This window comes from Paraburkholderia monticola, assembly GCF_001580545.1.
Lineage (GTDB): Bacteria > Pseudomonadota > Gammaproteobacteria > Burkholderiales > Burkholderiaceae > Paraburkholderia > Paraburkholderia monticola.
Genome location: NZ_LRBG01000004.1, coordinates 347,480 through 374,454 on the forward strand (window position 1 = coordinate 347,480; position 26,975 = coordinate 374,454).

Annotated in this window: 22 protein-coding genes and 1 tRNA gene; 18 read left to right on the forward strand and 5 right to left on the reverse strand. The window is 61.3% G+C overall.

What is annotated here, in order from left to right; translation table 11 throughout:
• Positions 1-31: 31 nt before the first annotated feature.
• The 7 genes from CI15_RS06460 to CI15_RS06490 all read left to right on the forward strand — a co-directional run bounded on the left by CI15_RS06460 (position 32) and on the right by CI15_RS06490 (position 9,281).
• Positions 32-1,495 carry a DUF3375 domain-containing protein gene (locus tag CI15_RS06460; RefSeq protein WP_062125367.1) on the forward strand — a complete coding sequence of 488 codons (1,464 nt, stop codon included), beginning with the start codon at positions 32-34 and terminating at the stop codon, positions 1,493-1,495.
• Positions 1,479-2,216 (forward strand): DUF4194 domain-containing protein, encoded by a 738-nt coding sequence (locus tag CI15_RS06465; RefSeq protein WP_082814179.1) that lies wholly within the window; start codon positions 1,479-1,481, stop codon positions 2,214-2,216. Before CI15_RS06460 ends, CI15_RS06465 begins: the two co-directional genes overlap by 17 nt.
• On the forward strand, positions 2,213-5,566 hold the full coding sequence (locus CI15_RS06470) for an ATP-binding protein (RefSeq protein ID WP_062125370.1): 3,354 nt from the start codon (positions 2,213-2,215) through the stop codon (positions 5,564-5,566). Before CI15_RS06465 ends, CI15_RS06470 begins: the two co-directional genes overlap by 4 nt.
• Positions 5,541-6,794 carry a Wadjet anti-phage system protein JetD domain-containing protein gene (locus CI15_RS06475; protein ID WP_082814180.1) on the forward strand — a complete coding sequence of 418 codons (1,254 nt, stop codon included), beginning with the start codon at positions 5,541-5,543 and terminating at the stop codon, positions 6,792-6,794. The genes CI15_RS06470 and CI15_RS06475 overlap by 26 nt, the downstream gene beginning before the upstream one ends.
• A 153-nt stretch (positions 6,795-6,947) precedes the next feature.
• Positions 6,948-7,592, forward strand: a complete 645-nt coding sequence (locus CI15_RS06480) for a hypothetical protein (RefSeq protein ID WP_062125371.1) — start codon at positions 6,948-6,950, stop codon at positions 7,590-7,592.
• 262 nt (positions 7,593-7,854) lie between these two features.
• Entirely contained in the window at positions 7,855-8,571 is a 717-nt protein-coding gene (locus tag CI15_RS06485; protein ID WP_062125372.1) for an Nmad2 family putative nucleotide modification protein, read from the forward strand.
• Positions 8,568-9,281, forward strand: a complete 714-nt coding sequence (locus CI15_RS06490) for an Nmad3 family putative nucleotide modification protein (RefSeq protein WP_062125373.1) — start codon at positions 8,568-8,570, stop codon at positions 9,279-9,281. The genes CI15_RS06485 and CI15_RS06490 overlap by 4 nt, the downstream gene beginning before the upstream one ends.
• Before the next feature lie 783 nt (positions 9,282-10,064).
• On the opposite strand, the gene CI15_RS06495 is transcribed toward CI15_RS06490, so the two are convergent.
• Positions 10,065-10,946 carry an AraC family transcriptional regulator gene (locus CI15_RS06495; protein WP_062125374.1) on the reverse strand — a complete coding sequence of 294 codons (882 nt, stop codon included), beginning with the start codon at positions 10,944-10,946 and terminating at the stop codon, positions 10,065-10,067.
• A gap of 287 nt (positions 10,947-11,233) precedes the next feature.
• Here CI15_RS06495 and CI15_RS06500 point away from each other — a divergent pair, with 287 nt between their 5' ends.
• Positions 11,234-12,628 (forward strand): ethanolamine ammonia-lyase subunit EutB, encoded by a 1,395-nt coding sequence (locus CI15_RS06500; protein ID WP_062125375.1) that lies wholly within the window; start codon positions 11,234-11,236, stop codon positions 12,626-12,628.
• Complete coding sequence (gene eutC / locus CI15_RS06505; protein ID WP_062125376.1) at positions 12,625-13,416, forward strand: ethanolamine ammonia-lyase subunit EutC; 792 nt, start codon at positions 12,625-12,627, stop codon at positions 13,414-13,416. The genes CI15_RS06500 and eutC overlap by 4 nt, the downstream gene beginning before the upstream one ends.
• A 24-nt stretch (positions 13,417-13,440) precedes the next feature.
• Here the strand turns inward: eutC and CI15_RS06510 are convergent, their stop codons facing one another.
• Positions 13,441-15,846 (reverse strand): heavy metal translocating P-type ATPase, encoded by a 2,406-nt coding sequence (locus CI15_RS06510; protein WP_075643665.1) that lies wholly within the window; start codon positions 15,844-15,846, stop codon positions 13,441-13,443.
• Positions 15,847-15,926: 80 nt separating this feature from the next.
• On the opposite strand from CI15_RS06510, the gene cadR reads away from it, so the two are divergent.
• The 6 genes from cadR (at position 15,927) to CI15_RS06540 (ending at position 21,430) form a co-directional block, all read left to right on the forward strand.
• On the forward strand, positions 15,927-16,358 hold the full coding sequence (gene cadR, locus CI15_RS06515; protein ID WP_062125377.1) for a Cd(II)/Pb(II)-responsive transcriptional regulator: 432 nt from the start codon (positions 15,927-15,929) through the stop codon (positions 16,356-16,358).
• A gap of 117 nt (positions 16,359-16,475) precedes the next feature.
• On the forward strand, positions 16,476-16,676 hold the full coding sequence (locus tag CI15_RS06520) for a hypothetical protein (protein ID WP_008918000.1): 201 nt from the start codon (positions 16,476-16,478) through the stop codon (positions 16,674-16,676).
• Positions 16,677-16,699: 23 nt separating this feature from the next.
• Positions 16,700-18,103 (forward strand): ATP-dependent RNA helicase DbpA, encoded by a 1,404-nt coding sequence (dbpA, locus tag CI15_RS06525; RefSeq protein WP_062126129.1) that lies wholly within the window; start codon positions 16,700-16,702, stop codon positions 18,101-18,103.
• Positions 18,104-18,442: 339 nt separating this feature from the next.
• Positions 18,443-19,597 (forward strand): pyridoxal phosphate-dependent aminotransferase, encoded by a 1,155-nt coding sequence (locus tag CI15_RS06530; protein WP_062125379.1) that lies wholly within the window; start codon positions 18,443-18,445, stop codon positions 19,595-19,597.
• Between the two features lie 65 nt (positions 19,598-19,662).
• Positions 19,663-20,457, forward strand: coding sequence for an ABC transporter substrate-binding protein (locus CI15_RS06535; RefSeq protein ID WP_062125381.1), 795 nt, complete (start codon positions 19,663-19,665; stop codon positions 20,455-20,457).
• Positions 20,458-20,563: 106 nt separating this feature from the next.
• Positions 20,564-21,430, forward strand: a complete 867-nt coding sequence (locus CI15_RS06540) for an AraC family transcriptional regulator (protein ID WP_062125383.1) — start codon at positions 20,564-20,566, stop codon at positions 21,428-21,430.
• Positions 21,431-21,478: 48 nt separating this feature from the next.
• Here the strand turns inward: CI15_RS06540 and CI15_RS06545 are convergent, their stop codons facing one another.
• Positions 21,479-22,066, reverse strand: coding sequence for a LysE family translocator (locus tag CI15_RS06545; RefSeq protein ID WP_062125385.1), 588 nt, complete (start codon positions 22,064-22,066; stop codon positions 21,479-21,481).
• Between the two features lie 698 nt (positions 22,067-22,764).
• Here CI15_RS06545 and CI15_RS06550 point away from each other — a divergent pair.
• The gene (locus tag CI15_RS06550; protein ID WP_062125387.1) at positions 22,765-24,222 is read left to right on the forward strand and encodes a sensor domain-containing diguanylate cyclase; all 1,458 of its coding nucleotides are present in this window, start codon (positions 22,765-22,767) and stop codon (positions 24,220-24,222) included.
• Between the two features lie 75 nt (positions 24,223-24,297).
• Here the strand turns inward: CI15_RS06550 and CI15_RS06555 are convergent.
• A tRNA-Lys gene (locus CI15_RS06555) sits at positions 24,298-24,373 on the reverse strand.
• 205 nt (positions 24,374-24,578) lie between these two features.
• On the opposite strand from CI15_RS06555, the gene CI15_RS06560 reads away from it, so the two are divergent.
• Together CI15_RS06560 and CI15_RS06565 are read left to right on the forward strand one after the other, a co-directional pair.
• The gene (locus CI15_RS06560; protein WP_062125389.1) at positions 24,579-24,983 is read left to right on the forward strand and encodes a PaaI family thioesterase; all 405 of its coding nucleotides are present in this window, start codon (positions 24,579-24,581) and stop codon (positions 24,981-24,983) included.
• 28 nt (positions 24,984-25,011) lie between these two features.
• The gene (locus tag CI15_RS06565) at positions 25,012-25,890 is read left to right on the forward strand and encodes a patatin-like phospholipase family protein (RefSeq protein WP_062125391.1); all 879 of its coding nucleotides are present in this window, start codon (positions 25,012-25,014) and stop codon (positions 25,888-25,890) included.
• Positions 25,891-25,942: 52 nt separating this feature from the next.
• Here CI15_RS06565 and CI15_RS06570 read toward each other — a convergent pair whose 3' ends face one another.
• Entirely contained in the window at positions 25,943-26,956 is a 1,014-nt protein-coding gene (locus CI15_RS06570; protein ID WP_062125393.1) for a D-2-hydroxyacid dehydrogenase family protein, read from the reverse strand.
• Positions 26,957-26,975 lie beyond the last annotated feature (19 nt).

Sequence of the window (26,975 nt, forward strand, 5' to 3'; positions counted from 1 at the left end):
TCACTGGTTACCGTTTCGTCGGGAGATTGGCGTGAAGGCGCTTCGGGGCGCAGCGGCTCTGCGCAATCTGCGCGAGCAACCCCTTTGGCGCCTGCTGGCGGCAACGAAGGCACCCGTGGTAATTGCGTTGCTTCAGTCGCTTTTCACGGGCACTGACAAAGCGTTATCAAGCTCGGTGCTTCATGAGCGCCTCGCTCGTGACATCGATTCGCTTCGCTCAACCGGCGAAGAGCTCCCCCAGTCACCCCAAGCGTACGTCTCTGAATGGCTCAATCAAGGCTGGTTGACGCGTCGGTTTCCCATCGGGGCTCCCGAAGAAGAGTACGAATTGTCGGCCGAAGCGCTTACTTCGGTGCGCTTTGTCACGGGACTATTGACGCCTAGAACGACCGCCACAGAAAGTCGACTTTCAGTGGTAATTCACCAACTGTCGCGACTGGCTGAAGCAACCAATACCAACCCCGAAGCACGCTTGGCAGCGCTGCGCGCTGAGCGCGAGCGTATCGACACAGCCATCGCCGATGTCGAGCGTGGCGGCGCGAGAGTTCTGCCATCAGACCGCGCCATCGAGAACGCGCGCGAAGTCATCGCTCTGGCTCAAGACCTTGCGGCGGACTTCCGAAGCGTCCGCGACGAGTTCGAGCGATTGAATCGGGGGCTGCGGCAGAGCCTGATGGAGAACGAGGGTAGCCGTGGCGACGTGCTTGAACAGCTTTTTGCGGGCGTTGACCTTATCGGCGAAAGTGATGCTGGTCGCACTTTCAACGCATTTTGGCGTTTGCTGACAGACAGCGAGCAAGCCGCAACTCTTCGCGAGTCGTTAGACGAAGTGACGAGTCGGCCCTTTGCGCGTCAGTTGGAATCGCACGAACGCAAATTCCTGCATGGGCTGACGGGCGCACTGTTGAACGAAGGACGAGGGGTACACGACGTGTTGCAGCATTTTGCACGGAGCCTCAAGAGCTTCGTGCAGAGCCGCGAGTTTCTTGAGCACCGGCGCCTTCACTCCCTACTGAAAGAAGCAACGCAGGCAGCGCTCACCGCCAAGAATGCAGTTCGCCCTAATGAGCAGGTCGGTTTCGAGCTGATGCAGTCCAGCGGTCGCATCCGGTCAGTATCACAGTGGGCGCTCTATGACCCCACGCAACGAGTGACCGATTGGTCAATGCGAGTTGCGGAACCCTCTGAGCTGGACCTAGAAACCGTGAGCGAGCTCGTGCGACAGTCGGAAATCGACTTTCGAACGCTCAAAGCCCACTTGCGGACCATTCTCGAGCGCCAGTCGCAGGTCACCATTGGCCAGACATTGATTGAGTTTCCAGCGGAACAAGGTCTTGGCAGCGTCGTTGGCTATGTGGCGTTGGGTGCCAAGCACGGCGAGGTCACGGACGGCATCGAGCTCGTCTCATGGGAAGGCGACGACACGACCCAGCGCCGCGCCAAAATTCCGACCATCTATTTCATGAGGGAGCGCTATCTTGAACTCGTTGACTGACCCCACCGACGCGAGCTTCGCCGACGAGCCCGGGCCCGATACGCCAGTCGCTGATACTGCGACGTTCCGAGGTGATACCGGTTCGCTTCCAATTGATACTAGGCGGGTGCTGGTGCAACTGCTTCTGGGCCCTTCCGTGGACGCCCGGCGTCAGTCAAAGCTCTGGCCGGTGCTGCTTCGCGATGAAGCCGTCGTCCGCTCCCGCATGCATGAGCTCTTTCTTGAGGTCGTCATTGACCACGAGCAGCGAGTCGCGTTCACGCGGCAAGTTGTCTCCGAGGACATCGATGTCCCCGTTCTTCTTCGCAAGGCATCGCTCACCTTCCTGGATACAGCGTTGCTGCTCTTCTTGCGACAGCGATTAACTCAGGCCGACGCGCAGGGGGAACGGGCTGTCGTGTCGCACAATGATATGCAAGAACACCTGTCGGTGTTCGAACGGGGGAACAACCCCGACCACGCAAAATTTGAGAAGCAAATCGTCAACGCCGTCGACAAGGCCAAGAAGCTCAGCCTGCTGCAATTCGTTCGCGGCTCTGGTGAGAGATATGAAGTCTCACCGACGCTAAAACTCCTCTTCTCAGCCGAAGAAATTCAAGACCTGACACGAACTTATGCCGCTTTGGCGTCCTCGCAATACGCCATAAACACTGGCGAAGGCAACGCCACTGAAGACGATGCGTCGTCCAGCAGTGCCGAAAACGAGGAGGACTCGCTATGAATATCGACCAGCACGTGTTGTTGGACGGCAGCGATGACCAGTTCCGCCTTGCGCGTATACAGACGTTCAACTGGGGAACCTTCTCAAACGTCTTCGACTTCCCCATCCCCAAAGAGGGCTACCTCTTCGTGGGGCCGTCTGGTTCGGGGAAGTCGACGGTTCTGGACGCTCACGCGGCGCTGCTGACGCCACCGAAGTGGTTAGACTTCAACGTTGCAGCGCGTGAAGCAGACCGGCATGGACGCGACCGCAGCGCCATGACCTATATTAGGGGTGCTTGGGCCCAGCAAACGGGAGACGGTGGCGAGTACGTTTCACAATACCTTCGCGGCGGCACGACCTGGTCTGCCATCGCAGAGACCTATCGCGATGAACAAGGTCGGGTGGTCGTGCTCGCTCAGGTCCTATGGGTCAAGGGCAACACCACGGCGTCAAGCGACGCCAAGCGGTTGTATCTCACCCTCGAGCGAGAGTTCGAGATTCAGGAGCTGGAGTTCTTCGTCAAGAACGAGTTCGACACCCGCCGCTTCAAACACGACTTGCTCGATGCGAAGGTGTACACCGAATTCAGCGCATATCAAGAGCGCTTTCGTCGTTTGCTGGACATCGACAACGAGCGCGCCCTCCGCCTTCTGCATAAGACGCAGTCGGCGAAGAATCTCGGTGACCTCAACGTGTTCCTGCGGGACTTCATGCTGGATGAGCCTGAGACGTTCGGCATCGCCACCAGCCTAATCAACGAGTTCGGGGAGCTGAACGAGGCACACCAGGAGGTAGTGGCTGCCCGCGACCAAATCCAGATGCTCAAGCCGGCGCGGGACGCGCACATGGAGCTTGAACGCGGCAACAACGACCGTATCGGGCTGCAGGCAATCCAGACTGCCATTGACCAGTATCGAGAGCACCGTCGCAAGGTCCTCGTGGACGAGCGGATTGCAGAACTGGAGGTCGACAGGGAGGCATCGCGGCAGGAATTCCAACGTCTCTCGCAGATTGCCGATGACGAGTCCGTTAAGCTGACAGACCTTCAACGTCAGAAGCTCAAAATCGGCGCTGATGTCTTGGTCCGTCTCGAAGAAAATATCAAGGCGACGGAGGCAGATAAACTCGTTCGGATGAACAGGCGTGACCAGGCGGCGACCGCGTGCAAAGTCATGGGATGGGCGATGCCTGACAGCGTTGTCTGGTTCGTCCAGCGAGTCGAATCAGCCAAGCAGCGTGTCCTCAGGGCTCACGACCTGACAAAGGAAGTAGAGGACCGTAAGGACCAGCTCAAGGCAGACCATCGCCAGGCCAGCGAAGAGTTCACCACCGTGGTGGCTGAGGTCAAAGCCCTGGAGCGTCAAAGGTCCAACCTTCCGGCACGGCTCGTCGACCTGCGTGAGCGCATGGCCCGCGACCTTTCGATACCCGAGGCGAAGCTACCTTTCGCGGGCGAACTGGTGGAAGTGCGCTCTGATTCGACAGAATGGCGGGGCGCCATTGAGCGCGTCCTCGGCGGTTTCGCGCGCTCCATCCTCGTGGATGAGAAGCTCTACCCGGCGGTCTCGGCTTACCTGAACGAGCGCAACATTGGCGAGCGACTCGTGTACTTTCGGATTGTCCAGCAGACATCCGGACGCATGCCTGGTCCCAATTCACTGGTGCGAAAGCTCAACTTCGCGCAGGGAAGCTTTGGTGAATGGGTGCGGGAAGAGCTAAAACACTCATACGACCTTGAGTGCACCGACACGCTGCTGGCGTTCCGCAATGCCCCTCGTGCCGTCACCCGTGAAGGCTTGGTCAAGCACAACACGGTGCGGCACGAAAAGAACGACCGCCACTCGGTCAACGACCGCAGCCAGTGGGTACTGGGCTTTGACAATAAGGACAAGCTCACTCTGTACAAGAACAAGGCAGCGGAGCTTGGTGGACGAATCACTGAACTGCGGGTGGCTCTGGACAAGATTGGGGATGAAGAAGTCCTCCAACAGCAACAGCTCTTGCAATGCCAGAACCTGTCGAACTTGACCTGGAACGACGTCGACGTCGGCGCACTTCTGGCCCGCATTGACGACTTGACGACACGCCTCAACGCGGAGCGGGACGCTAGGCCAGACCTTGCCATTCTGGATGACCGCATAAAAACGCAGGAGGGCGTTCACTCCACGGCTATCGGCAAGAAGAATGAAGAGGATGCCAAAGGTCGCTCCATCAAGTCTGACATCGAGAAGCTAAATGTCAAGCTGGCCGAGCTGGCTCGTCTATGGCCCACCTCTGACCGGCCACCGGCGTTCGCCGCCCAAATCGCAGCTCGGTATGTGGCCACCGGCAAGGAGGTTACTCTCGAGAATCTTGACCAGGTGAACGGGCAGGTGGACCGGAGCCTCAGTAACGAATTGCGTGCGATTGAGAGTCACTTGGGCGAGTTGCGTAATGCTATCGTTCAGCGCTTCGTAGAGTTCAATCGCTTGTGGCCTTCGGTTGCCGGTGGTCTGGACGCTACGCTAGCCAGCGCCGACGACTATCTGGCAAAGCTGAAGCGTCTGGAAGATGACAACCTTCCGGCATTTGAAGACCGATTCTTTGGGTTGCTACGCGAGCAGAGTGACCAGAATCTCACTCTCCTGGCTACCAAGCTCGACGAGGAGCGTTCGGCTATTCGCTCGCGCATGGAACTGGTCAACGAGAGCCTGGAGACAGCGCCGTTCAACCCGGGAACGCATCTCGTCATCGAAACGACCGACAAGTCGCTCGAGGATGTGCGGCTCTTCCGCGCGAGCTTGAAGGAGTCGCTCAGCCACTCGTTCTCGAACGACCGCGACTTGGCGGAAGACCGCTTCAAGACGTTGGCTGCATTGGTTAAGCGCCTCGCCAGCCAAGAAACAGTGGACAAGAACTGGCGAAATCTGGTGCTCGACGTCAGGCAGCATGTGGAGTTTGTTGCGCGCGAGCTTGACGGGGATGACGTCGAGGTGGAGGTCTACCGCAGTGGCGCAGGTAAGTCGGGCGGACAGCGTCAGAAGCTGGCTGCCACCTGCCTCGCGGCGGCACTGCGCTATCAGCTTGGCGGCCAGGACCGCGCGCTTCCGAGCTACTCCACCGTGGTGCTCGACGAAGCATTCGATAAAGCCGATGCGGAATTCACTGCGATGGCGATGAACATCTTCAAGGCGTTCGGGTTTCAGATGATTGTGGCCACCCCTCTGAAATCCGTGATGACGCTGGAGCCTTTCATCGGGGGAGCGTGCTTCGTGCATATTAAGGACCGCAAGAAGTCTGCCGTCATACCCATCGAGTACGACAGCGAGTCCCATCGCTTGAAGTTGACTCAGGACGTGCGCAATGCCGAAGAAACTACTGTCTCCTGAGTCGGCGCGCGACTTCCTCGTTCGTCGCTTCAACAACCAGCACCAGAACTGGGTTGCTGGGGAGGGGGCTTGGCCGCTGGTCGTCGCGCTGGGTGCCCCCACCGACAAGGACATTGCCGAGGATGCTTCGGCGGTCCGTACATGGGCGTTCGCTTGGCAATCGAGAAGCGGTCCGGGTGAAGTTATCTTTGAAGAGCGCCAATTCGCTCGGTTTGGCAGGCATCGACTTCCTGTCAGCCTGAACTTCGCGAATGCTACAGCCGTTGCGGCTGCCGTCGGTCAGACCAGACGCTGGGAAACGGCAACGCAGCGCTACCAGCAGATGCTGAGTCGCTGGCCGCTGCTTGCACGAAGCAAGGTCTTGGCATCGAGGTTCGATGTGCTAGCCGACTATCTTCCAGAAGACTTCGAGCGGTTGGTAACGCTCTTGACATGGCTAGAAGCGAATCCCGATTCCGGACTCTACCTCCGACAACTTCCTGTTGAAGGGCTCGACACGAAGTGGTTGGAGAAGCGAACAAGCCTGGTGGCGGGGCTCCTCCGGTCGTTGCGCGAAGTCACTGTCGACGACAGCGACTTCCATGCCTTGTGCGGGCTGAGGAAGCTTGCGCACAGGGTCCGAATCCGACTTCTATGCCCAGCCTTGCGCGAACGAGTCGGCGGCCTCTGTGACATAGAGGCACCTATAGGTGAACTTGCGACGCTGCCGATTGAGCCCAAGGCAGTGGTTATCGTCGAGAATCTTGAAACGGGCTTAGCACTCCCGGACGTTCCGGGTACCGTGGCAATAATGCGCCTTGGTAATGCGGTGAGTGCGTTGCATGTCGTGCGATGGTTGAGAGGGCCGGAGATTGTCTACTGGGGTGACATCGACACTCACGGTTTTGCAATCCTAGACCGCGCCCGCAGGGTCATGCCTTCGCTTCGGTCGGTACTTATGGACGAAGCGACACTGGTTTCGCACCGCCCGCTCTGGGTAGATGAGTCTGCGCTGTGTGCAAATGTCCCATTTGAGGAACTGACGACCCAAGAGCGACGCGTCTACGACAACCTGCGTGCTGGTACCTGGGGGCAGCGCGTCCGTCTTGAACAAGAGCGCCTTGATTGGGCCACTTCGATGGAGACGTTAATGCAAGCTCTCGAGCGTCGGGCTTACGTCGAGGAGGGCGAAAAGCAACCCCTTGCTCCGAACGGGATTCGTCGCTCGGGACAGGCAACCGATGGTTGACGATGGCCCCGAGCACAAGGGCCGATAAAGCCCTTGCCGTAAATCGGCCGTACGGGTTAGCGTGTCCTCAACTCAAAGCGGCCTGAAGAAAATCCCAAGCCTCCCCTTATATCCGGAATTCCTACACTAGAGCGGTTCAAAGGACGAAGACCAATGACAGCAATCGTGAAACGGGGTATCACTGAAGACTACTGGAGCCTCATGAGCGAGGACCGAAAGTTCGGCTGGGAACTGTTCACTAGGTCCTTGGCCATAGTTGCAGCTTGGTTCGTGGTGAAAACGGACATCACGGCCATTGATTGTGTTATTGCGGCCTTCGCAGGATTCACACCGCTCTTTATTATCCGGAGTCAACGGTCTTTTCGGAGATACAGCAAGAACGTCCGGAAGCGTCTCCTTGGGGTAATTGTTTTGCTTGGTGGAACCGGCGCAGCCGTCCTCGGATTGCTCTACTTCGGCATCGCACTCCTTAGTAGCGTAGCTCAGACCTACGCGACCGAAGTGGCACCCTTCCGTCATCGCGCTGACCCGCTTATGGCTAACATCATGTTTGCTCTGCTGCTTTTCACCGCACCAGTCGCAGGCGTGAAAACGTGGCGTAGCCTCAGGATGAGCGAGCTCGTCTTTGATTTGCCAAAGCGTTCGCTGAAGCGCCTGGTACTTCAACGGAAATACGTGGCCGACACTTTCGTCACTTTTGCTCATTTCGAACTGAGCGCCCAAGTCGCCGGCTTCGCGTACGCGTCGACATGTGCACAAATCATCAAGGTTTACTTGAGTGTATTTGTCCCGAAGTAGTCCACCCGCTGGTCATGGCAGTTTCGATATTCGGACGGCGCGGCTCGCGTTGCCAATCCGCCAACACGAAAACATCCGAATCGATGGATGAAATCGAATATCAGACAAACTTGATTTGGGACAATTGAGACCATAACCGACTGCTTGGTACCCAAGGTTTTTTATGGCAAAAAGCGCCTGTTACACGCTTCGCAGCACCCCCGGATTATCGACCTCACCGATAAAGTCTACTTGCGGGCCAAGCCGGTTAAACGGGCCGGTGATGGATAGCGTCGCGTCTGTTGCCACGGACCTGTCCATCGAAGAGTTGCGCAGGCGAATCGCACAAGTCGGCGCATCGGATGAGGATGTTTATGCCTATGTTGTGCGCTCTGTTAGACCCGCCAACGGCGAGTACGTGCAGACGGGCAGCGCACCTAATTTCCAAGGTGGGCTTATCACGCTCTGCACCTGCAAGCACGGTATGCGTGCGACGCTGACCCCAGAGCAATGGGAGCGGGGTGTCTGGGTGGCTGGGCTGACCAGTTGGGACCAAGCATTCGGGAAACAGCAGTCACTCGTCTATTTCATGCGGGTAGGCGAAGCCTACGCGTCGCAGGCAGAATTGGTCCAGGTGTTCCGCCAGTCAGGCAGGTCCGAGATTGTTGATGCCAAAGATTCGACCCGACATCCGCTTGGAGACCTGATGATTCCAGCTTCTGACATGGTCGTCGGGAACGACAGATATTTGCCCACAGCATATTTATCGCCCATGGTGGGCCATTCCCATCGGAGTACGGACGAGGACGCTGGATGGGAGGACGACGTCAACTACGTTGGCGTCGGCGGCGGGCAGAGCGTAATGCTGGTGGGTGACCGGAACTTCAGCTTCGTGTGGACCCGACCGTTGGTGCGCCGGCGCCGTCCAGGGCCAACACGACCGTATCGAAAGTGGACTCTGACCTCTATCCTCGACGACCTGGAGGCGGTGCAGAAATGAATGTCGTTTTGCTGCGTGTTGGCGTAGATTCTGGCTCAGGCGGCATCCAAGGCCCCCTATTCGACGACGACTCCTTCGAACTCATCCCCATCCCTGATGGTTCCGGCGTCGGATTGCGAACCTATGGAAACACACTGGGAATCAAGGGCTTGCCCTATTCAGCCTACTTTCCGACAAGCCGGTGGAATACGGTCGAAAACCTGGCGATGCATGTCGACCCGGAGTTCGAGTCCTTCACGTACGGAGACCCGACTCCACCCAAAGCCGGACTACGTCGACTCCAGAAGGGGGACTTGTTGGTGTTCTATGCCGGCCTATCGGGCTGGGACCATGAGCGCGCACCAGCGCTCTATATCGTGGGTTACTTCGTCGTGGAGTGGGCAGGGCTTGCCATCGACTTACCTGAAAACGAGATGCGTCGACGTTGCGGTGGCAACTTTCACGTCATGCATGATGAACTGTTCAAGAAGCAGAAGGACCGTCTGGTATTGGTACAGGGAGGACCGGGGAGCCGGCTCTTGAAGAAAGCTGTCTGTATCAGCGCAATGTCGACAAATATCGCCGGCCAGCCTATTAAGGTGCTATCTCAAGAGGCTCGGGGCATTTTCGGTGACTTTAACGGGAAGATTTCCATCCAGCGAAGCCCTCCTCGTTGGGTGCTGGCTACCCATACTGAGAAGGCAAAAGCCTACCTCGAAGCACAACCATAACTGCGACGCGCGGTAGTTCAGCGCATTGCTATGCGAAAAAGTGATACCTCGGTGGCAGTCCTTGGCGCTGACGCCCTTGTTCACATTGATGGAGTATGGTGATGGGAGAACTTCGTGAAGAAAACTCAGGGTGGTGAGGCAGGTGCGGCCGTGAGGAAGTGAATCTCACGCGATGCCTCCCAAAATCTCACTCGATGCCGCCCACGCCCTGCAGAGTCGTATCTGGCGTGGCCATAAATCTCACCATATGGGTCTTGCTACAGGTGTGTGTAGATAGCCTCGTAGCCTTAAAAAAAGACCCATAAGTTGAGAAGCTTATGGGTCTTTTCTATTGGTAGCTTGGATTTATCGAGAAACGTCGACACAACGACGCCGGTCTGCTGTGCCCCCACGCCCCCCTCAGAGCCAGTCGAGTGGGGCAACTTATCCACATTCCCCTCTGGATAATTTTTGTAAAAGCAGCCGAATACGTTGTGGGCGAAATCTTAATAAGAGCGCGGCGTATACCGTGCGACAAAAAATTGTCCCTGGCTCCGTTAACCTATCCGCCGCCGCTCCCAAGGGTTATCGATCCCGCAGCACATTGATCCGTAAACGAACTTCCAAGTTATCCACAGCCGAACGCATCACTTGTTAACTATTACTACGTATACGTATACAAAGACTATAAAAAACCAGAGAAGCACGCAGAATCCCGAGCAGCGTATACGCACACAACAGCAGCAAGACCGCAGCAAGCGATAGCAAGCAGTATGAAGCGAGCCTCAACCCAACCACCCCACCTCACTCCAACGGCAAACAAATCTCCGTAACCAGCTCCGCAGGCGCAGTCTCCTTCGGACTATTCAAATACTCCTCAAACACCGGCGCATCCGCCGCCTCTCTCCCAGACTGCACTAGCCAGCTCCCATACAACCACTCATAAGCCGCCCGCATATCGCTATAAGGCCCCACATGCCGCAACACCGCATATTCCCCACCACGTATACGCGTGACCGAAACCGCCCCATCCATCGCAACAGCCGAAGCCACTTCAGCCATGAGAGGCCCCGGCAACAACACCCCCGCCTTCGACCGCAACGCCTGCTCCTCGACCACTCCCGCATCATCGAAGTAAACCCCGATCATCCGCATCTGCGCCTCGAGCAGATTATGTTTCGCGAGCCATCCGAACAAAGCGTCAAAAGCCTTGCCAACCTGCATATAAGGCCCGACATGATCGACCGACAAAATCTCCATCGGCTCCACATAACGAATCTCCACTTCACGCACCGAAGCCATCTGCCCATCTCCTGAAAGCGCCGGCCGGAACCGGCAATGCGTGCCTTGTCGTCGATACTGCGCCGGCGGCACACCAAACACCGCGCGAAACGTCCGCGAAAAAGACTGCAAACTGCTATAGCCCGAGCGCTCGGCAATCTGAGCAATCGGCATCGAACTATTCGCGAGAAAGCCGGCCGCGCGATGCAACCGTAAACGCCGCACGGTCGTCGCGACCGTCTCGCCGTACATCGCCTGATAAATCCGGTGCCAGTGATACGGCGACAGACATGCAATGTCCGCGAGCCGTCCGATATCGAGCGGTTCGTCGAGGTGATCGTAGATATGGTCGAGCACGCGTGCGAGTCGCGTTTCGTACCGAGCCCGATGGTCTGATTCGTTCATGACTGGACCGTTGAAAATTGGCGCGAGAGTATGCGAGCAAAGTATCACGTCGGCGTCGGGTGGCCGTTTACCAAATCCTGCGGAACTCGAGGTGGCCGACCAAAGCGGATTAAGCGCCCACTAACCGCGCCGCACCATCGCGGCCGGAAATCAGCCCGAACCCCCCAACGTGACGCTGCCTCCGTTTGGCGCTATCGTGTGAGGCGCACCACCCGTAGCATGCAGCGTGCAGTAAGTCGCCGTTCCCATTCCTCCCCGCGTTCGCGCGAAGCGATGGAGCCGCAAACATGAGCTACACCGAATCGATCGGCGGTCGCACGTACCGCATCGCCGACCTGAAGACTCTGCTCGCGAAAGCGAGCCCGCAACGCTCCGGCGACCAGCTCGCGGGCATCGCGGCAGCGAGCGAAGAAGAGCGGGTCGCCGCCAAAATGGCGCTGGCACAGGTACCGCTGCGCACATTCCTGAACGAACCGCTGATCCCCTACGAAGCCGATGAAGTCACGCGCCTGATCATCGACGACCACTCCCCCCAGGCCTTCGCCGAAATCTCCCATCTGACGGTAGGCGACTTCCGCAACTGGCTGCTCAGCACCACAACCGACACCGACGCTCTCTCTCGCATCACCCATGGCCTCACACCAGAGATGGTCGCCGCCGTCTCAAAGCTGATGCGCAACCAGGACCTGATCACCGTCGCGCGTAAACGCCCGGTCGTTACACGCTTTCGCAACACGGTCGGTTTACCGGGCCGCATGTCCGTACGCCTGCAACCCAACCACCCAACCGACGACGTTAAAGGCATCGCGGCCTCGATGCTCGACGGCCTGATGTACGGCTGCGGCGACGCGATGATCGGCATCAATCCGGCGAGCGACAATCTCGCCGCGATCACGAAGCTGCTGCTGATGATCGACGAATTCCGCCAGCGCTATCAGGTGCCGACGCAGTCGTGCGTGCTCACACACGTGACGAGCACGATCGCCGCGATCGAAAAAGGCGCACCGGTCGATCTGGTGTTCCAGTCGATCGCCGGCACGGAGAAAGCGAACGCGAGCTTCGGCATTTCGCTCGCGCTGCTGCAGGAAGCGTACGAGGCGGGGTTATCGCTGCAACGTGGCACCGTCGGCAGCAATCTGATGTACTTCGAAACGGGGCAGGGCAGCGCGTTGTCGGCGGATGCGCATTTCGGCATCGATCAGCAGACCTGCGAGGCGCGCGCCTATGCGGTCGCGCGCAAGTTCAAGCCGTTTCTGGTGAACACGGTGGTTGGTTTCATCGGTCCCGAGTATCTGTACGACGGCAAGCAGATCACGCGCGCGGGTCTCGAGGATCACTTCTGCGGCAAGCTGCTCGGCGTCCCGATGGGTTGCGACATCTGCTACACGAACCACGCCGAAGCGGATCAGGACGACATGGACAATCTGCTGACGCTGCTTGGCGTCGCGGGCATCAACTTCATCATGGGCGTGCCTGGCGCCGACGACGTGATGCTCAATTATCAGAGCACGTCGTTTCACGACGCACTGTACGTGCGCGATGTGCTCGGCTTACGGCGCGCGCCTGAATTCGAGGCCTGGCTGGAGTCGATGCAGATCATCGACGCCCGCGGCGCATTGATCGGCGCATCGGCACGGCAACCGCTGCTCGAAGGTGCGCGCGACTGGATGGGGATCGTATGAGCGAGAACGACGCACTCGACAAGGATCCGTGGAACGCGCTGCGCCGGTTTACGCAGGCGCGCATCGCACTGGGCCGCGCGGGCAACAGCGTGCCGACCGCACCGTTGCTCGCGTTCAATCTCGCGCACGCGCAGGCGCGCGACGCCGTGCATCATCCGCTCGATGCCGACGCGCTTCACGCGCAATTGCACGCGCAAGGTTTCAACACGCTCGACGTGCATAGCGCCGCGCCGGATCGCGAGCATTATTTGAGGCGCCCTGACCTCGGGCGGCGTCTGTCAGAAGAGAGTCGCGCGGCGCTTGCGCAACTGCCGGCACAACCATGCGACCTGGTGTTCGTGATCGGCGATGGTCTATCGGCGTTCGCGGCATCGAAGCAGGCTGTACCGCTGTTGCAGGCCATTCAGCCGAAGCTCGCGGATTGGACCGTCGGGCCAGTCGTGGTCGCGCGTCAGGCGCGCGTCGCGCTTGGCGACGAGATCGGCGAATTGCTCGACGCGAAGATCGTCGTGATGTTGATCGGCGAGCGGCCCGGTTTGAGTTCGCCGGACAGTCTCGGCATCTACATCACGTATGCGCCAAAAGTGGGTTGCAGCGACGCGCAGCGCAACTGCATTTCGAACGTGCGTCCAGAAGGCCTCGACTATCCGCAGGCCGCGCACAAGCTGCACTACCTGCTCACGCAGGCGAAAAAGCTGGGACTGACCGGTGTGGGTTTGAAAGACGACAGCGATGCGCTGCTGACGAGCGCGCCGATCAACCCTGCCGTCAGCGACGGTTCAGCATAGGGGCGCACAGCGCAAACCTCACACCTATTTGCGCAACAACCTCAGGCCATTGCCCACCACCAGCAGACTCGCGCCGACATCAGCAAACACCGCCATCCACATCGTGCCGAAGCCCATCAACGTCAGCACGAGAAACACGCTCTTGATGCCGAGCGCGAGCGCGATGTTCTGCACCAGCACCGCATACGTCGCTTTGGAAAGCCGAATGAACGCCGGAATCTTCCGCAGATCGTCATCCATCAACGCGACGTCCGCGGTTTCGATTGCGGTGTCGGTGCCCATCGCGCCCATCGCGAAGCCGATGTCGGCGCGTGCGAGTGCGGGTGCGTCGTTGATGCCGTCGCCGACCATGCCGACCGTCGCGCCATCGGCCGACCATTGCGCGACCGCATCGAGCTTGTCCTCGGGCAATTGATCGCCGCGTGCTTCGTCGACGCCAACCTGATGTGCGATCGCCGCGGCGGTGTGGCGGTTGTCGCCGGTCAGCATCGCGGTGCCCACACCGAGGCGCCGCAATTCGGCGACGGCGGCGCGGCTCGTGTCCTTCACCGTGTCGGCGACCGCGAACAGCGCGAGCACACGCTGCGCGTCGGCGAGCATGACGACGGTCTTGCCTTGCTCTTCGAGCTTATCAAGGCGCGCTTCGAGTTGCGGCGAGCAGCGGCCCAGTTCTTCGATCAAGCGATGATTGCCGAGCCAGTAGGCGATGCCATCGACATCACCGCGCACGCCGCGTCCAGCGATCGCTTCGAACGCATCGACGTGCAGCTGCTCGATGCCGTCGTCATCTGCCGCAGCGGCAATCGCCATCGATACAGGATGATCGGAGCGGCCCGCGAGACTTGCCGCGAGCGCGCGGTATCGCAGAGCGTCGGTCTCTTCACCCACGACCTCGAACTCCGTCTGTACCGGCTTGCCATGCGTAATCGTCCCGGTTTTATCGAGCGCGAGCCGGCTCAGCTTGCGGCCCTGTTCGAGGTAGACGCCGCCCTTGATCAGAATCCCCTTGCGCGCCGCGGCCGCGAGCCCGCTGACGATCGTCACCGGCGTCGAAATCACGAGCGCGCACGGACACGCGATCACGAGCAGCACCAGCGCCTTGTAGACCCACGCGTGCCACGCTCCGCCGAACAGCAGCGGCGGGACCAGAGCGACGGCGAGCGCGATCGCGAACACGATCGGCGTATAGACCCGCGCGAATTCATCGACGAAGCGCTGCGTCGGCGCCTTCGTGCCTTGCGCCTCCTCGACCGCATGGATGATGCGCGCGAGCGTCGTGTTGCCAGCCGCGGCCGTCACGCGATAGTCGAACGAGCCCGCCTGGTTGATCGTGCCGGCGAACACGGCATCGCCGGTCGCTTTGTCGACGGGTAGGCTCTCGCCGGTGATCGGCGCCTGATCGACGCTCGAGCGGCCCGCGACGATCTCGCCGTCGAGCGCGATCCGCTCGCCCGGTTTCACGCGCACCAGCGCGCCGGGCGAGATCGTGTCGACGCGGACGAGCTGCCACGCGCCGTCGGGCTGTTGCACGCTCGCCTCGGCGGGCGTGAGCCGCATGAGCCCTTCGATCGCATTGCGCGCGCGGTCGAGCGAGCGCGCCTCGATCAGCTCGGCGATCGTGAACAGCACCATCACCATCGCGGCTTCGGGCCATTGGCCGAGCAGCGCCGCGCCGGTCACCGCGATGCTCATCAGCGCATTGATGTTCAGGTTGCCGTTGCGCAGCGCGACCCAGCCCTTGCGATAGGTCGTCAGGCCACAGGAGGCGATCGCGACGATCGCTATACCCGCCACCAGCCAGGTGGGGCCGCCGAGCCAGCTAGCCGCCTCGGAGGCCCCCGCGACGACGCCGGCGAGGATCAGTGGCCACCAGGGCTTGTGCACGGCGCCAGCGGCCGCCTTGCTGGTATTGGCATCGCCAGCGTCGCTCGCCAGCTCGGGCGTGAAGTCGAGCGATCGCAGTGCGGCCAGAACGGTTTCGAGTGCATCGGGGGCGTGGACGACGGTCAGCACGCGCTGCATCAGATTGAAATCCATGCTGCGCACCGCAGGCATGCGGCCGAGCTTCTTGCGGATCAGCGCTTCCTCGGTCGGGCAGTCCATCTGCAGGATGCGGATCGCCGTGCGCAGATCATCGCCGACGGCCTCGGAAGGCGGCAGGCGCAGCGGCGTCGGCGCGAACGCGGTGGGGGCGCAGCAGGCGTCGGCGGCATGATCGTGAGCGTGGTCATGGTCATGGCCGTCATGATGATCGTGCCCTTCATGCCCATGCGCATGCCCATGCCCATGCCCATGCGAATGCCCACACCCCCCGTCCGTACCTCTACCGTGTGTATGGCCGTGCCCCGCACCAACCTCCCCGCAAGCCCCGTGCGGACAGGCTTCGTCCAGTTCCGGACGATCGGTGGCAAGACGGTGGACTTCAGGCATGGTGGCTTCCTCGTGCGATTTGTGGTCTAGTAAACACCTTGAAGCCACTACAAGGTCAAGGCCGCGTGGAGGAAAGGTCCATGAAAATCGGCGAACTGGCGAAAATCGCCCATTGCACGACGGAAACCATCCGGTTTTACGAAAAAGAGCGCCTGCTGCCCGAGGCGGAGCGCACCGAAGCCAATTACCGCAGTTACACGGCAAAGCACGTCGAGCGTCTGCGCTTCATCCGCAATTGCCGCGCGCTCGACATGACCCACGACGAAATCCGCGCATTGCTGCGTCTGACCGACGCGCCGGCGAACGGCTGCGGCGGCATGCATACGCTCGTCGACGAGCACATCGCGCACGTCGACACGCGTATCGAAGAGTTGCAGCAGCTGAAGGCGCAACTGGCGACGCTGCGCGACCAATGCCACGGCGAGCATCAGGTCGAAGACTGCGGGATCGTGCACGGCCTGACCGACATGGATGTGGCCGAGCCGCGTCCGCGGCATACGCATCTGGGCTGAGGCCGGGCCGGCCGTCGTGAGCCGTGACCGCACAACGCCGAGGCAGTGACCCCATACACGGCAAGATCGCGCGTGCGAGCTTGCCGATCGATCATCGAATCCAGTTGGAGAATCAACGTGTTCACCTGTAGAAACCAGTCCTGCGGCGCGCAGTGGGAGCAATCCGACGTCGTCATCAAGAACGAAGGGCAGGGGCTCCTGTTCCGCTGCCCGCTGTGCGGCGCACGCAATTACGTCGAGCGTTTCGACGGCGACGACGGCGAGGTACTGTACGAGCAGTTGCCGGGCCGCCCCGATCAGGGCCCGATGGCCGAGTAACCGCGATGCCTGCAGACAACCTCATGAACAGTCCCCCCCCCGCCGGCGCCGCTTTCAGCGAGCTGCCGTTGCCGCCCGCGACGGTCGCGAACCTGACGCAACTCGGCTACGTCGAGATGACGCCGATTCAGGCCGCGAGCCTGCCGATCGCGCTCGCCGGCCAGGATCTGATCGCCCAGGCGAAAACCGGCAGCGGCAAGACCGCGGCGTTTTCGCTGGCGCTGCTCGCGCGTCTCGACGCGCGCAAGTTCGACACCCAGGCAATGGTTCTATGCCCGACGCGCGAACTGGCCGATCAGGTCACCCAGGAAATCCGCCGCCTCGCGCGCGCGGAAGAAAACATCAAGGTGCTGACGCTGTGCGGCGGCACGCCGATGCGTCCCCAAACGGCGAGCCTCGAACACGGCGCGCACGTCGTGGTCGGCACGCCGGGCCGCATCATGGATCACCTCGAACGCGGCAGCCTGGCGCTGCAATCGCTGAATACGCTGGTGCTCGATGAAGCCGACCGCATGCTCGACATGGGTTTCTTCGACGACATCGCGAAGGTCGCGCGGCAATGCCCGAAGGAGCGGCAAACGCTGCTGTTTTCGGCGACGTACCCAGAGGGCATCGCCAAGCTGAGCCAGCAGTTCCTGCGCAACCCGAAGGAAATCAAACTCGCCGAGCGGCACGACGACAGCAAGATCCGTCAGCGCTTCTACGAAGTGGGCGAAGACGAGCGTCTGCACGCGGTCGGTTTGCTGCTGAACCACTATCGTCCGGTCAGCACGATCGCGTTCTGCAACACGAAGCAGCAATGCCGCGATCTGCTCGACGTGCTGCGCGCGCAGGGCTTTCATGCGCTCGCGCTGCACGGCGAGCTCGATCAGCGCGAGCGCGATCAGGTGCTGATCCAGTTCGCGAACCGTAGCTGCTCGGTGCTCGTCGCGACCGACGTCGCCGCCCGCGGCCTCGACATCGCGCAACTCGAAGCGGTGATCAACGTCGACGTGACGCCGGACCCGGAGGTGCACACGCACCGCATCGGCCGTACAGGCCGCGCCGACCAGGAGGGCTGGGCGCTGAGTCTCGCGAGCATGGACGAGATGGGGCGCGTCGGCGGCATCGAGCAGGCGCACAAGCGCGACGTCGAATGGCACAAGCTGGCCGAGCTGAAGGCGTCCAGCAACGAACCGCTGCTGCCGCCGATGGAAACGCTGCAGATCCTCGGTGGCCGCAAGGACAAGATCCGTCCCGGCGACGTGCTCGGCGCGCTGACCGGCGACGCCGGTTTCGCGGGCTCGCAGATCGGCAAGATCAACGTGACCGACATGTCGACCTATGTCGCGGTCGAGCGCAGCATCGCCCGCGAGGCGGTGCGCCGGCTCAGCGCGGGCAAGCTGAAGGGCCGCAAGGTCAAGGTCCGATTGATGGACGAAGCCTGAGTTACGCAAAGCTCTGGCTTTTCGTTCTTCGCGTTCGAAGAACACTGACTCGCGAAACGGCCGCCTCTGCGGCCGTTTCCACATCCGGGCCCTTCAGCATCACATTCCTTCATACCTACGCGGTTTCCCGCATTCCCCGATCTCCGCGCAAACCATGATCCCACTGGCTTCGCCCGGCGTGGAACGTGCTCGCGCGAGCCATGACGAAAACGCATGCCGAGCATGACAAAGTTTCGATTGTGAGCGTTCTTTGGCTGATGCCTAATCACCCCACCGGAAGGAACGCTGCGCCGCCGCCGTTCGCGCGGCCGCCAGCGGCTGAAGAAAGGGAGAAAGTCTATGCAGAGCGCCACGCAAGCCCGCTCGAAACTGCCGGACGTCGGCACCACCATCTTTACCGTGATCGGCCAGCTGGCCGCGCAGCACGATGCGTTGAACCTGTCGCAGGGTGCGCCGAATTTCGCGCCGGACCCGAAGCTCGTCGACGGCGTCGCGCAGGCGATGCGCGCGGGTCACAACCAGTACGCGCCGATGGCCGGCATCGTCAAGCTGCGCGAAGCGCTCGCCGACAAGGTCGAAACGCTGTACGGCGTGCGTTACGATCCGGCGAGCGAAGTGACCGTCCTCGCGAGCGCGAGCGAAGGGCTTTATTCGACGATCAGCGCGCTCGTCCATCCGGGCGATGAAGTGATCTACTTCGAACCGTCGTTCGACAGCTACGGCCCGATCGTGCGCCTGCAAGGCGCGAAGCCGGTCGCGATCAAGCTGTCGCTCGACCACTTCCGCGTGAACTGGGACGAAGTCGCCGCCGCGATCACGCCGAAGACGCGCATGATCATCGTCAATACGCCGCACAATCCGACCGCGACGATTTTTAGCGACGCCGATATCGAGCGGCTGAAAGCGCTGACGCGCAACACCGACATCGTGATTCTGTCCGACGAGGTCTACGAGCACGTCGTGTTCGATGGCGCGAAGCATCAGAGCATGGCGTGCCACCGCGAGCTGGCAGAACGCAGCGTGATCGTGTCGTCGTTCGGCAAGTCGTATCACGTGACTGGCTGGCGCGTTGGCTATTGCCTCGCGCCCGCCGCGCTCATGGACGAGATCCGCAAGGTCCATCAGTTCATGGTGTTCTCGGCCGACACGCCGATGCAACACGCGTTCGTCGACGCGCTCGCCGATCGCGACAGCTACCTGGGTCTCTCCGACTTCTATCAGAAGAAGCGCGATCTGCTCGCGCATGCGCTGCGCGAATCGCGCTTCGAGCTGTTGCCGAGCGAAGGCAGTTTCTTTATGCTCGCCCGATTCCGCGGGTTTTCCGACGAGAGCGACAGCGATTTCGTGCTGCGCCTGATTCGCGACGCGCGCGTCGCGACGATTCCGTTGTCGGCGTTCTATACCGACGGCACCGACTCCGGGCTGATTCGCCTGAGCTTCTCGAAGGACGACGCGACGCTGCTCGAAGGCGCGCGACGTTTGTGCGAGATCTGAACGCGCGGCGGCACACGTGAAGTAAGCGAAGTCATCACAGCAGTCGAAGAAAGAAGGGAGATGTTATGAAGTTGCTCAAGTGCCTGTTGGCGCTGGCCTGCGCAGGCGCGGCGCTCGCAACCGGGTCCGCCGCAAGCGCCGCCGATACCGCGACGCTGCGTTTCGGCCTCGAAGCGCAGTACCCGCCGTTCGAATCGAAAGGGCCGAACGGTGAATTGCAAGGGCTCGATATCGACGTGGGCAATGCGGTCTGCGCGGCCGCGCATATGACGTGCAAGTGGGTCGAAACCTCGTTCGACGGCTTGATCCCCGCGCTGCAAGGCCGCAAGTTCGACGCGATCAATTCGGCGATGAACGCGACCGAACAGCGCCGCCAGGCGATCGATTTCACGACGGTGGTCTACCGCGTGCCGTCGCAGCTGATCGCGCGAGCCGACAGCGGTCTGCTGCCGACGCCCGCGTCGCTGAAAGGCAAGCACGTCGGCGTGCTGCAAGGCTCGATCCAGGAGACCTTCGCGAAGGTGCATTGGGAACCGGCCGGCGTGATCGTGATGCCGTACCAGGATCAGAACCAGGCCTACGCCGATCTGACCGCCGGGCGTCTCGATGGCACGCTCGTGCTCGCACCTGCCGGGCAGACGGGCTTTCTGTCGAAGCCCGAAGGCAAGGGCTACGCGTTCGTCGGTCAACCGGTGCGCGACGACAAGATTCTGGGCAGCGGCATCGCCTACGGCATTCGAAAGGGCGACACCGCGCTGCGCGATCAGTTGAACGCCGCGATCGCGAAGGTGCAGGCCGATGGCACCGTGAAGACGCTCGCCGCGAAATACCTCGGCAATATCGACGTCAGCGCGAAGTAGTCGCGCCGCGGGTTCGCTTGTTGGCCATGCGTTTGACGGCTACGATACCTAGGCTTCGCGAAGTCGGAAACGACCGCGAAGCCGACGGATCAACCGGAGAGCGCAGATGAGCGAGACCATCGAAGCGACAGGCGCTGCGCGCAACGCGCACGCAAAAGGCGCGTCCGCGCCGCGCTTCTGGCGCAGCGACGCGCTGCCGTTCATCGAGGCGCGTTCGATCGACGATGGCCGCAAGGTCTGCTACGCCAAACATTCACACGAAACGTTTTCGATCGGCGCGGTGACGCACGGACGCAGCGTCTATCTGAACCGTCACGCGCGGGAGTGGATCGGCGCGGGTGCCGTCGTGATGATGAACCCGGACGACGTGCACGCGTGCAACCCGGTCGCCGGCGAGCGCTGGTCGTATCGGATGCTGCACGTCGATGTTGCGTGGTTCACGAAGCTGCAGCACGAGCTCGGCTTCAACGAGAACCACGCGTTTCGTGCGTTCTCGCAGATCATGTCGCTCGACGCCGCGTTGTTCGACGGCCTGAACCGGCTGTGCGCGATCCTCACCAATGAGGACGACGACACCGGCACGCTGCGCAAGGAAAGCGCGGCCATCACGTTCTTCTCCAACGTGCAGCAAACGCTCAATCCGTCGAACTTACCCGAACGTGACGCGAGCGGCCAACTCGCGCGCGCCGCGGAGTTCATCGCCGAAAACTGCACCCGTGCGCTGAAACTCGACGACGTGTGTGAGGCGGCCGGGCTGTCCGCGTCCCACCTGATACGCGCGTTCAAGCAGCGCTACGGCATGACGCCGCACGCGTATCTGATCAACCGTCGCATCCAGTACAGTCGCGCGCAGCTGCGGCGCGGGGCGCCGATCGCGGATGTCGCGCTCGATGCCGGCTTCGCCGATCAGGCGCATTTGCAGCGCACCTTCAAGCGGTTGGTGGCGGCGACGCCGGGGCAGTATCGCTGTTGAGCGTGGCGCGGCGTGAAGCCGCCTCACAGGATGCAGGCGCGAGCCGCATTACTCCACGAGCAGATATACCGCGCTGAGCGCGAGCAGCGCCGCCATCACTCGATTGAACACCCTGACCCGCTTCGCTTCACGCAGATGCCTGCGCAGAAACGTGCCGGCATACGCCCAACTCGCGATCGACAGATAGCAGATCACGAAGTACAGCGCGGTGAATTGCCAGACGAGCCGGCCATCGCCGCCGGCCGCATACGCGCCCATGCCGGCCAGCGACGCGAGCCACGCCTTCGGATTGAGCCATTGCATCGCCGCGCCGTGAGCGAACGACGGCCCGCGCGCCGGCTTGTTCGCGCCGAGCTGGCCGTTGTCGATGGCGAGTTTGTAGGCCATGTAGAGCAGAAAGCCGACGCCTGCCCATTTGACGAATTCGATCAGATCCGGGAAGCGCGCGAGCATTTCGTGCAGGCCGAGGCCGATCAACAAAAGCAGCAACGTGAAACCGACCGTCGCGCCGGTGACGTGCCGCAGGCTCGCGGCGAGCCCGTGCTGCGCGCCGGCGCTGAGCGCGACGACGTTGACCGGGCCGGGAGTAATGGAACTGGCAAGCGCGAACGCGGCCATTGAGAGTAATACGGTCATCGAATGCCTCGAAACGTGAGTGTGCAAATGAATTGCGACGCTCAACGGTAACGAGACGGCGATGGTGTGTATTGAAGGAAATTACCCCGTCGAAGAGCGGTTAAAACCGCATGCCCTTCGATAGTTCACAGATATGTGACGTGATGGCGGCGACGAACGCGCGTTTGATCGTGAAAAGCCCTACACGCAAACGTTACCGGGGAAGATCGGATTATCAGATTATCGGGCAAATTATGCTTTATGCAAACTATGACATGCACCTATGAAGGGCGTGATTATTTCCACCGATAAACAAGCCGAGGCCCTCGGAAAACCAGCAATGCAGGCCTCGATGAATTACGCGCGGAAAAGCGAACCGTAAGCGCGCGAAGAATGCTTGGCATCAGTATCAATAGACAGGTCCGTTTCTCAGGAAGCGACCGGTCGAATGGCTGAAAGGGAGTGCATGTGGGTCCCCAGGTGAGCAGGCGGAAGATTGCGGACGAATTGAACGAGCTGTGTCTCGCGTTGTTCGACGGCTGGTGCGAGCGCAGATGCGTGATTCCGCTCGCGTATCTGCTGCACGGCCGGCCACTGGCCGCGGTACGCACATCGACACACTGACTCCCGCCGTTGAAAACGCAGAGCACATGATCCACAAAAGAACGGGCCGGTTTCGCGTGCGGATAATCCGGGCATTCCGGGCGCGCAGATGGCGGATGCCGCGCAATGGCGTCCTCTACGCGGGATGCGGCGTGGTGCTGGCCATGCTCGCGCTGTGCGGCTATGCGCTCTATCAGAGCCGCGAGGATGCGATTGCGCGCGCGCTCGATTCTTCGCGCGATGTCGCGACGATCACCGAGCGCGACATCGCGCGCAATTTCGAGCTGTATGCGCTGTCGTTGCAGGCCGTCGCCGATGGCCTCGGGCGCCCCGGTGTGCTCGATTCGCCGCGACTGCGGCGCGAGATCCTGTTCGATCGCGCGGCCACGGGTCAATACGTCGGCGCGATGGTGGTGATCGATGCGCAGGGCAACGTCGTGATGGATTCGGAAAGCGACGTGCCGCGCGCAGGAAACCTGGCGGATCGCCCGTACTTCCGGATTCACCGCGAGGACCCGAACCTCGGGCTCGATGTCAGTGCGCCATACAGCTCGCGACTCCGACCCGGTTCGCGCAGTATCGCGCTGAGCCGGCGGCTGTCGCGGCCGGACGGATCGTTTGCGGGGATCGTCGCGCTCGGTATCGACCAGGAGTACTTCGCGAGCCTGTTCGCGGATCTGCGGATCGGGCAGCATGGCTCGGTGTCGATCATCAGAACGGATGGCGCGATCATCGTGCGACGGCCCGACGATCGACATGTGACGGGCCGCGACATCAGCAAGACGGAGTTCTTCCAGAAGCTGCTCACGAAAGACGAGGGCAGCTTTGTTGCGTTGTCGCCGATCGATGGCGTCGAGCGGCTCTACTCGTTCAGACGGATTCCGCAATTGCCGCTGATCGTGCTGGTCGCCGAGGCGACCACCGATATCTATGCACGCTGGTGGGAGCGTGCGCTGACGATCGGTTCGTTGACGCTGATCTTCGGGATCGGCGTGATCGTGCTGTCGGCGTGGCTCGGCGCCGAGTTGCGGCGACGGCAACGGGTGGAGAACGAACTCGAACGGCTTGCCGGCACGGACGGACTCACCGGCCTGCCCAATCGCCGCGCGCTGTGCGAAACGCTCGACCGCGAATGGCTGCGCGCGCGCCGCACGGGTAGCGTGCTGTCGCTGCTGTTCGTCGACATCGATCACTTCAAGGCCTACAACGATACCTATGGTCACCAGGCCGGCGACGTCGCGCTGACCGCGGTCGCGCGTTGCATCCGCAGGGTGATCCAGCGTCCGGGCGATTGCGTCGGCCGATACGGCGGCGAAGAGTTTATCGTGGTGCTACCGGATACCGATGCGGCCGGTGCCGGGGTGGTCGGCGAGAACATCCGCGTGGCGGTCGGCGAGTTGAGCATCGCGCACGTGGGCTGCGAGTTTGGTCGCGTGACGGTCAGCATCGGCGCGACGACGTGGCGGCCGGATCTGGCGACCGATGTGAGCGTCGTGATTCGGGCTGCGGACGAGGCGTTGTATACGGCGAAGGCTGGGGGAAGGAATATGGTCGCGCAGATGGGGCTGGGGTGAGCAGTTGCCGCTGATTTGCTGCGCTGGAAATGAAAAAGGGTTGCAGCTTTACGCGTGCAACCCTTTTGAATTTCCTGGTGGGGCGTGAGTGACTCGAACACTCGACCTACGGATTAAGAGTCCGCTGCTCTACCAACTGAGCTAACGCCCCCCGACAGAAACGAGATTATGCAGGATCTTTTTGAGATTGCCAACCCCTTTTAGCAGCTTTATTAAAAAAAACACATCACAAGGGATCGAGCCATTCCTCGACAAAGCCGCCATTGCGAAATCACCGACGCGTTCGATGCTGCCGGTATCATGTCGCGGACACCTCGCCGCACGCAGCATCGCGCGGCTTTCGACCGGGGATTGCCATGGATGACAAAGAGATTACCGAGTTGCTCGACCGAGTCCTCGCGCCATGGGTCCGGGCCCTCACGCTGACGCCGATCAAGGTCGACGAGGAAAGCGCGACGTTGCGCCTGCCGTTCTCTGGCGAGTGGCGTCACTCGGGCGGCATGATCAGCGGCCAGGTGTTCATGGCGGCTGCGGATACGGCGATGGTCGTCGCCATCACCGCTGCACTCGGCGGCTTCAAGCCGATGAGCACGGTGTCGCTGAATATCAACTTCATGCGCGCGGTTCGTAAGGGCGACGTGCTGATCAAGGCGCGCGTACTGCGCATGGGCCGCAATCTCGTGTTCGGCGAAGTCGAACTGTTCGACGACGGCGGCAACATGGCCGTTCAGGCCACCACGACTTACGCTCTGCTCGGGTGAACGGCAAAGGAAAGCAAGGAAAAGCAGTATGTTCGATCAGGTCGTATTCGCCGGCGGTGGCAACCGGTGCTGGTGGCAGGCGGGTTTCTGGGACGTGGTGCAGCCGCCACTCGACATCCGTCCGCGCGTAATCACCGGCATTTCGGCCGGCGCCGCGACCGCGTGCATGATCTACACGCGCGGCGATTCCGACTGGGTCATGCGTTATTACGAGGACGCACTGCGCCACAACACGCGCAACGCCTACTGGGGCAACCTGCTGCGCGGCGAGTCGGTGTTTCCGCATTACCGGATCTATCGGCAGGCGCTGCTCGACATCTACGGCGAGAAGTTTTCCAAACTCGCGCAGGCGCCGGAAATCCGCATCGGCGTGTCGCATCTGCCGCGCTGGCTCGGCGCGAGAAGCGCGGTCGCGGCAGGGCTGGTCGCGTACAACATCGAAAAGTACGTGCGCAAGACGCTGCATCCCACGCTCGGTCGGACGCTCGGTTTTCATCCGGAATTCGTGCGCGCGCAGGATTGCGCGAGCGTCGACGAGCTTGCGGATCTGATCCTGCAATCGTCGAGTACACCGCCGTTCACGCCGGTTCTGCGGCGCAATGGCCGGCCGGTTCTAGACGGCGGCATGGTCGATAACGTGCCGGTCGGCGCGCTCGACGCCGATACTCCCGGCAACGTGCTCGTGATGGTCACGCGTCTTTATCCGCGGCCGCAGATGTTCGTCGTGCCGCATGGCGTGCAGCAGCGGCTTTACGTGCAGCCGTCGCGCAAGGTGCCGATTTCGAGTTGGGATTACACGAGTCCGTCGCAGATGGTGCACGCCTACAACCTTGGCCGCGCCGACGGTGAGGTCTTCCTCGAACGCATGCCTGCGTTGATGGAAGCGGGAGCGCACGAAGCGCGGTGAGCGGCGAGGTCCGGCGGGTCAGACTCGACCCGCCAGCAACCTCACCCAACAATCACCGGCGACGTCCGCCCTGCAACGCCTCCGGATTCGCGACGCTGGCGCTATCGCCGGTATCGAACGCCAGAATGTTCCTGAACGCCGCGGAGAAATACAGTTCGTAGCTTTCGCGCTCCACATAGCCGATGTGCGGCGTGCAGATCACGTTTTCCATGCGCAACAGGCTGTAGCCCTGCAGGATCGGCTCGCTTTCGTAGACGTCGATCGCGACCATCCCCGGACGGTTGTGCGACAGCGCGTTCACCAGCGCATTCTCCTCGAGCAGCTCGGCGCGGCTCGTGTTCACAAGCAACGCGGTCGGCTTCATGCGCATCAGATCGTCCTGCTTGACGATGCCACGTGTGTCGTCGTGCAGACGCAGATGCAGCGACAGCACGTCGCTCGTCTCGAACAGCTCTTCACGCGTCGCCGCGACGCCGTAGCCATCGGCGCTAGCGGCTTCACGCGAATGCTCGCGGCCCCACACCAGCACGTTCATGCCGAACGCCTTGCCATAGCCGGCCAGCAATCGGCCGATCTTGCCGTAGCCCCAGATCCCGAGCGTCTGTCCGCGCAGCACCTGACCCAGGCCAAAGTTCGGCGGCAATGCCGACGTCTTGAGTCCCGACTGCTGCCAGGCGCCCTGTTTAAGGTTTGCCACGTATTGCGGAATGCGCCGTTGGGCGGCCATGATGAGTGCCCACGTCAACTCGGCCGGCGCGACCGGCGAGCCGGTGCCCTCGAGTACCGCAATGCCGCGCTCGGTACACGCCGCGAGATCGATGTGGTTCGACACCTTGCCGGTCTGGCTGATCATGCGCAAACGCGGCAGCTTGTCGAGTAGTTGCGAGGAAATACGAGTACGTTCGCGAATCAGGACGAGGGCATCGACTTCGGCCAGCCGGCTCGCCAGTTGCCCGAGACCGCGCACGGTGTTGTTGAAAACTTTGACTTCATGGTCGGCCAGCAATTGAAAGCAGTCGAGCTTGCGAACGGCGTCCTGGTAATCGTCGAGGATGGCAATCTTCATGGTATGTAATTTGCGGCGC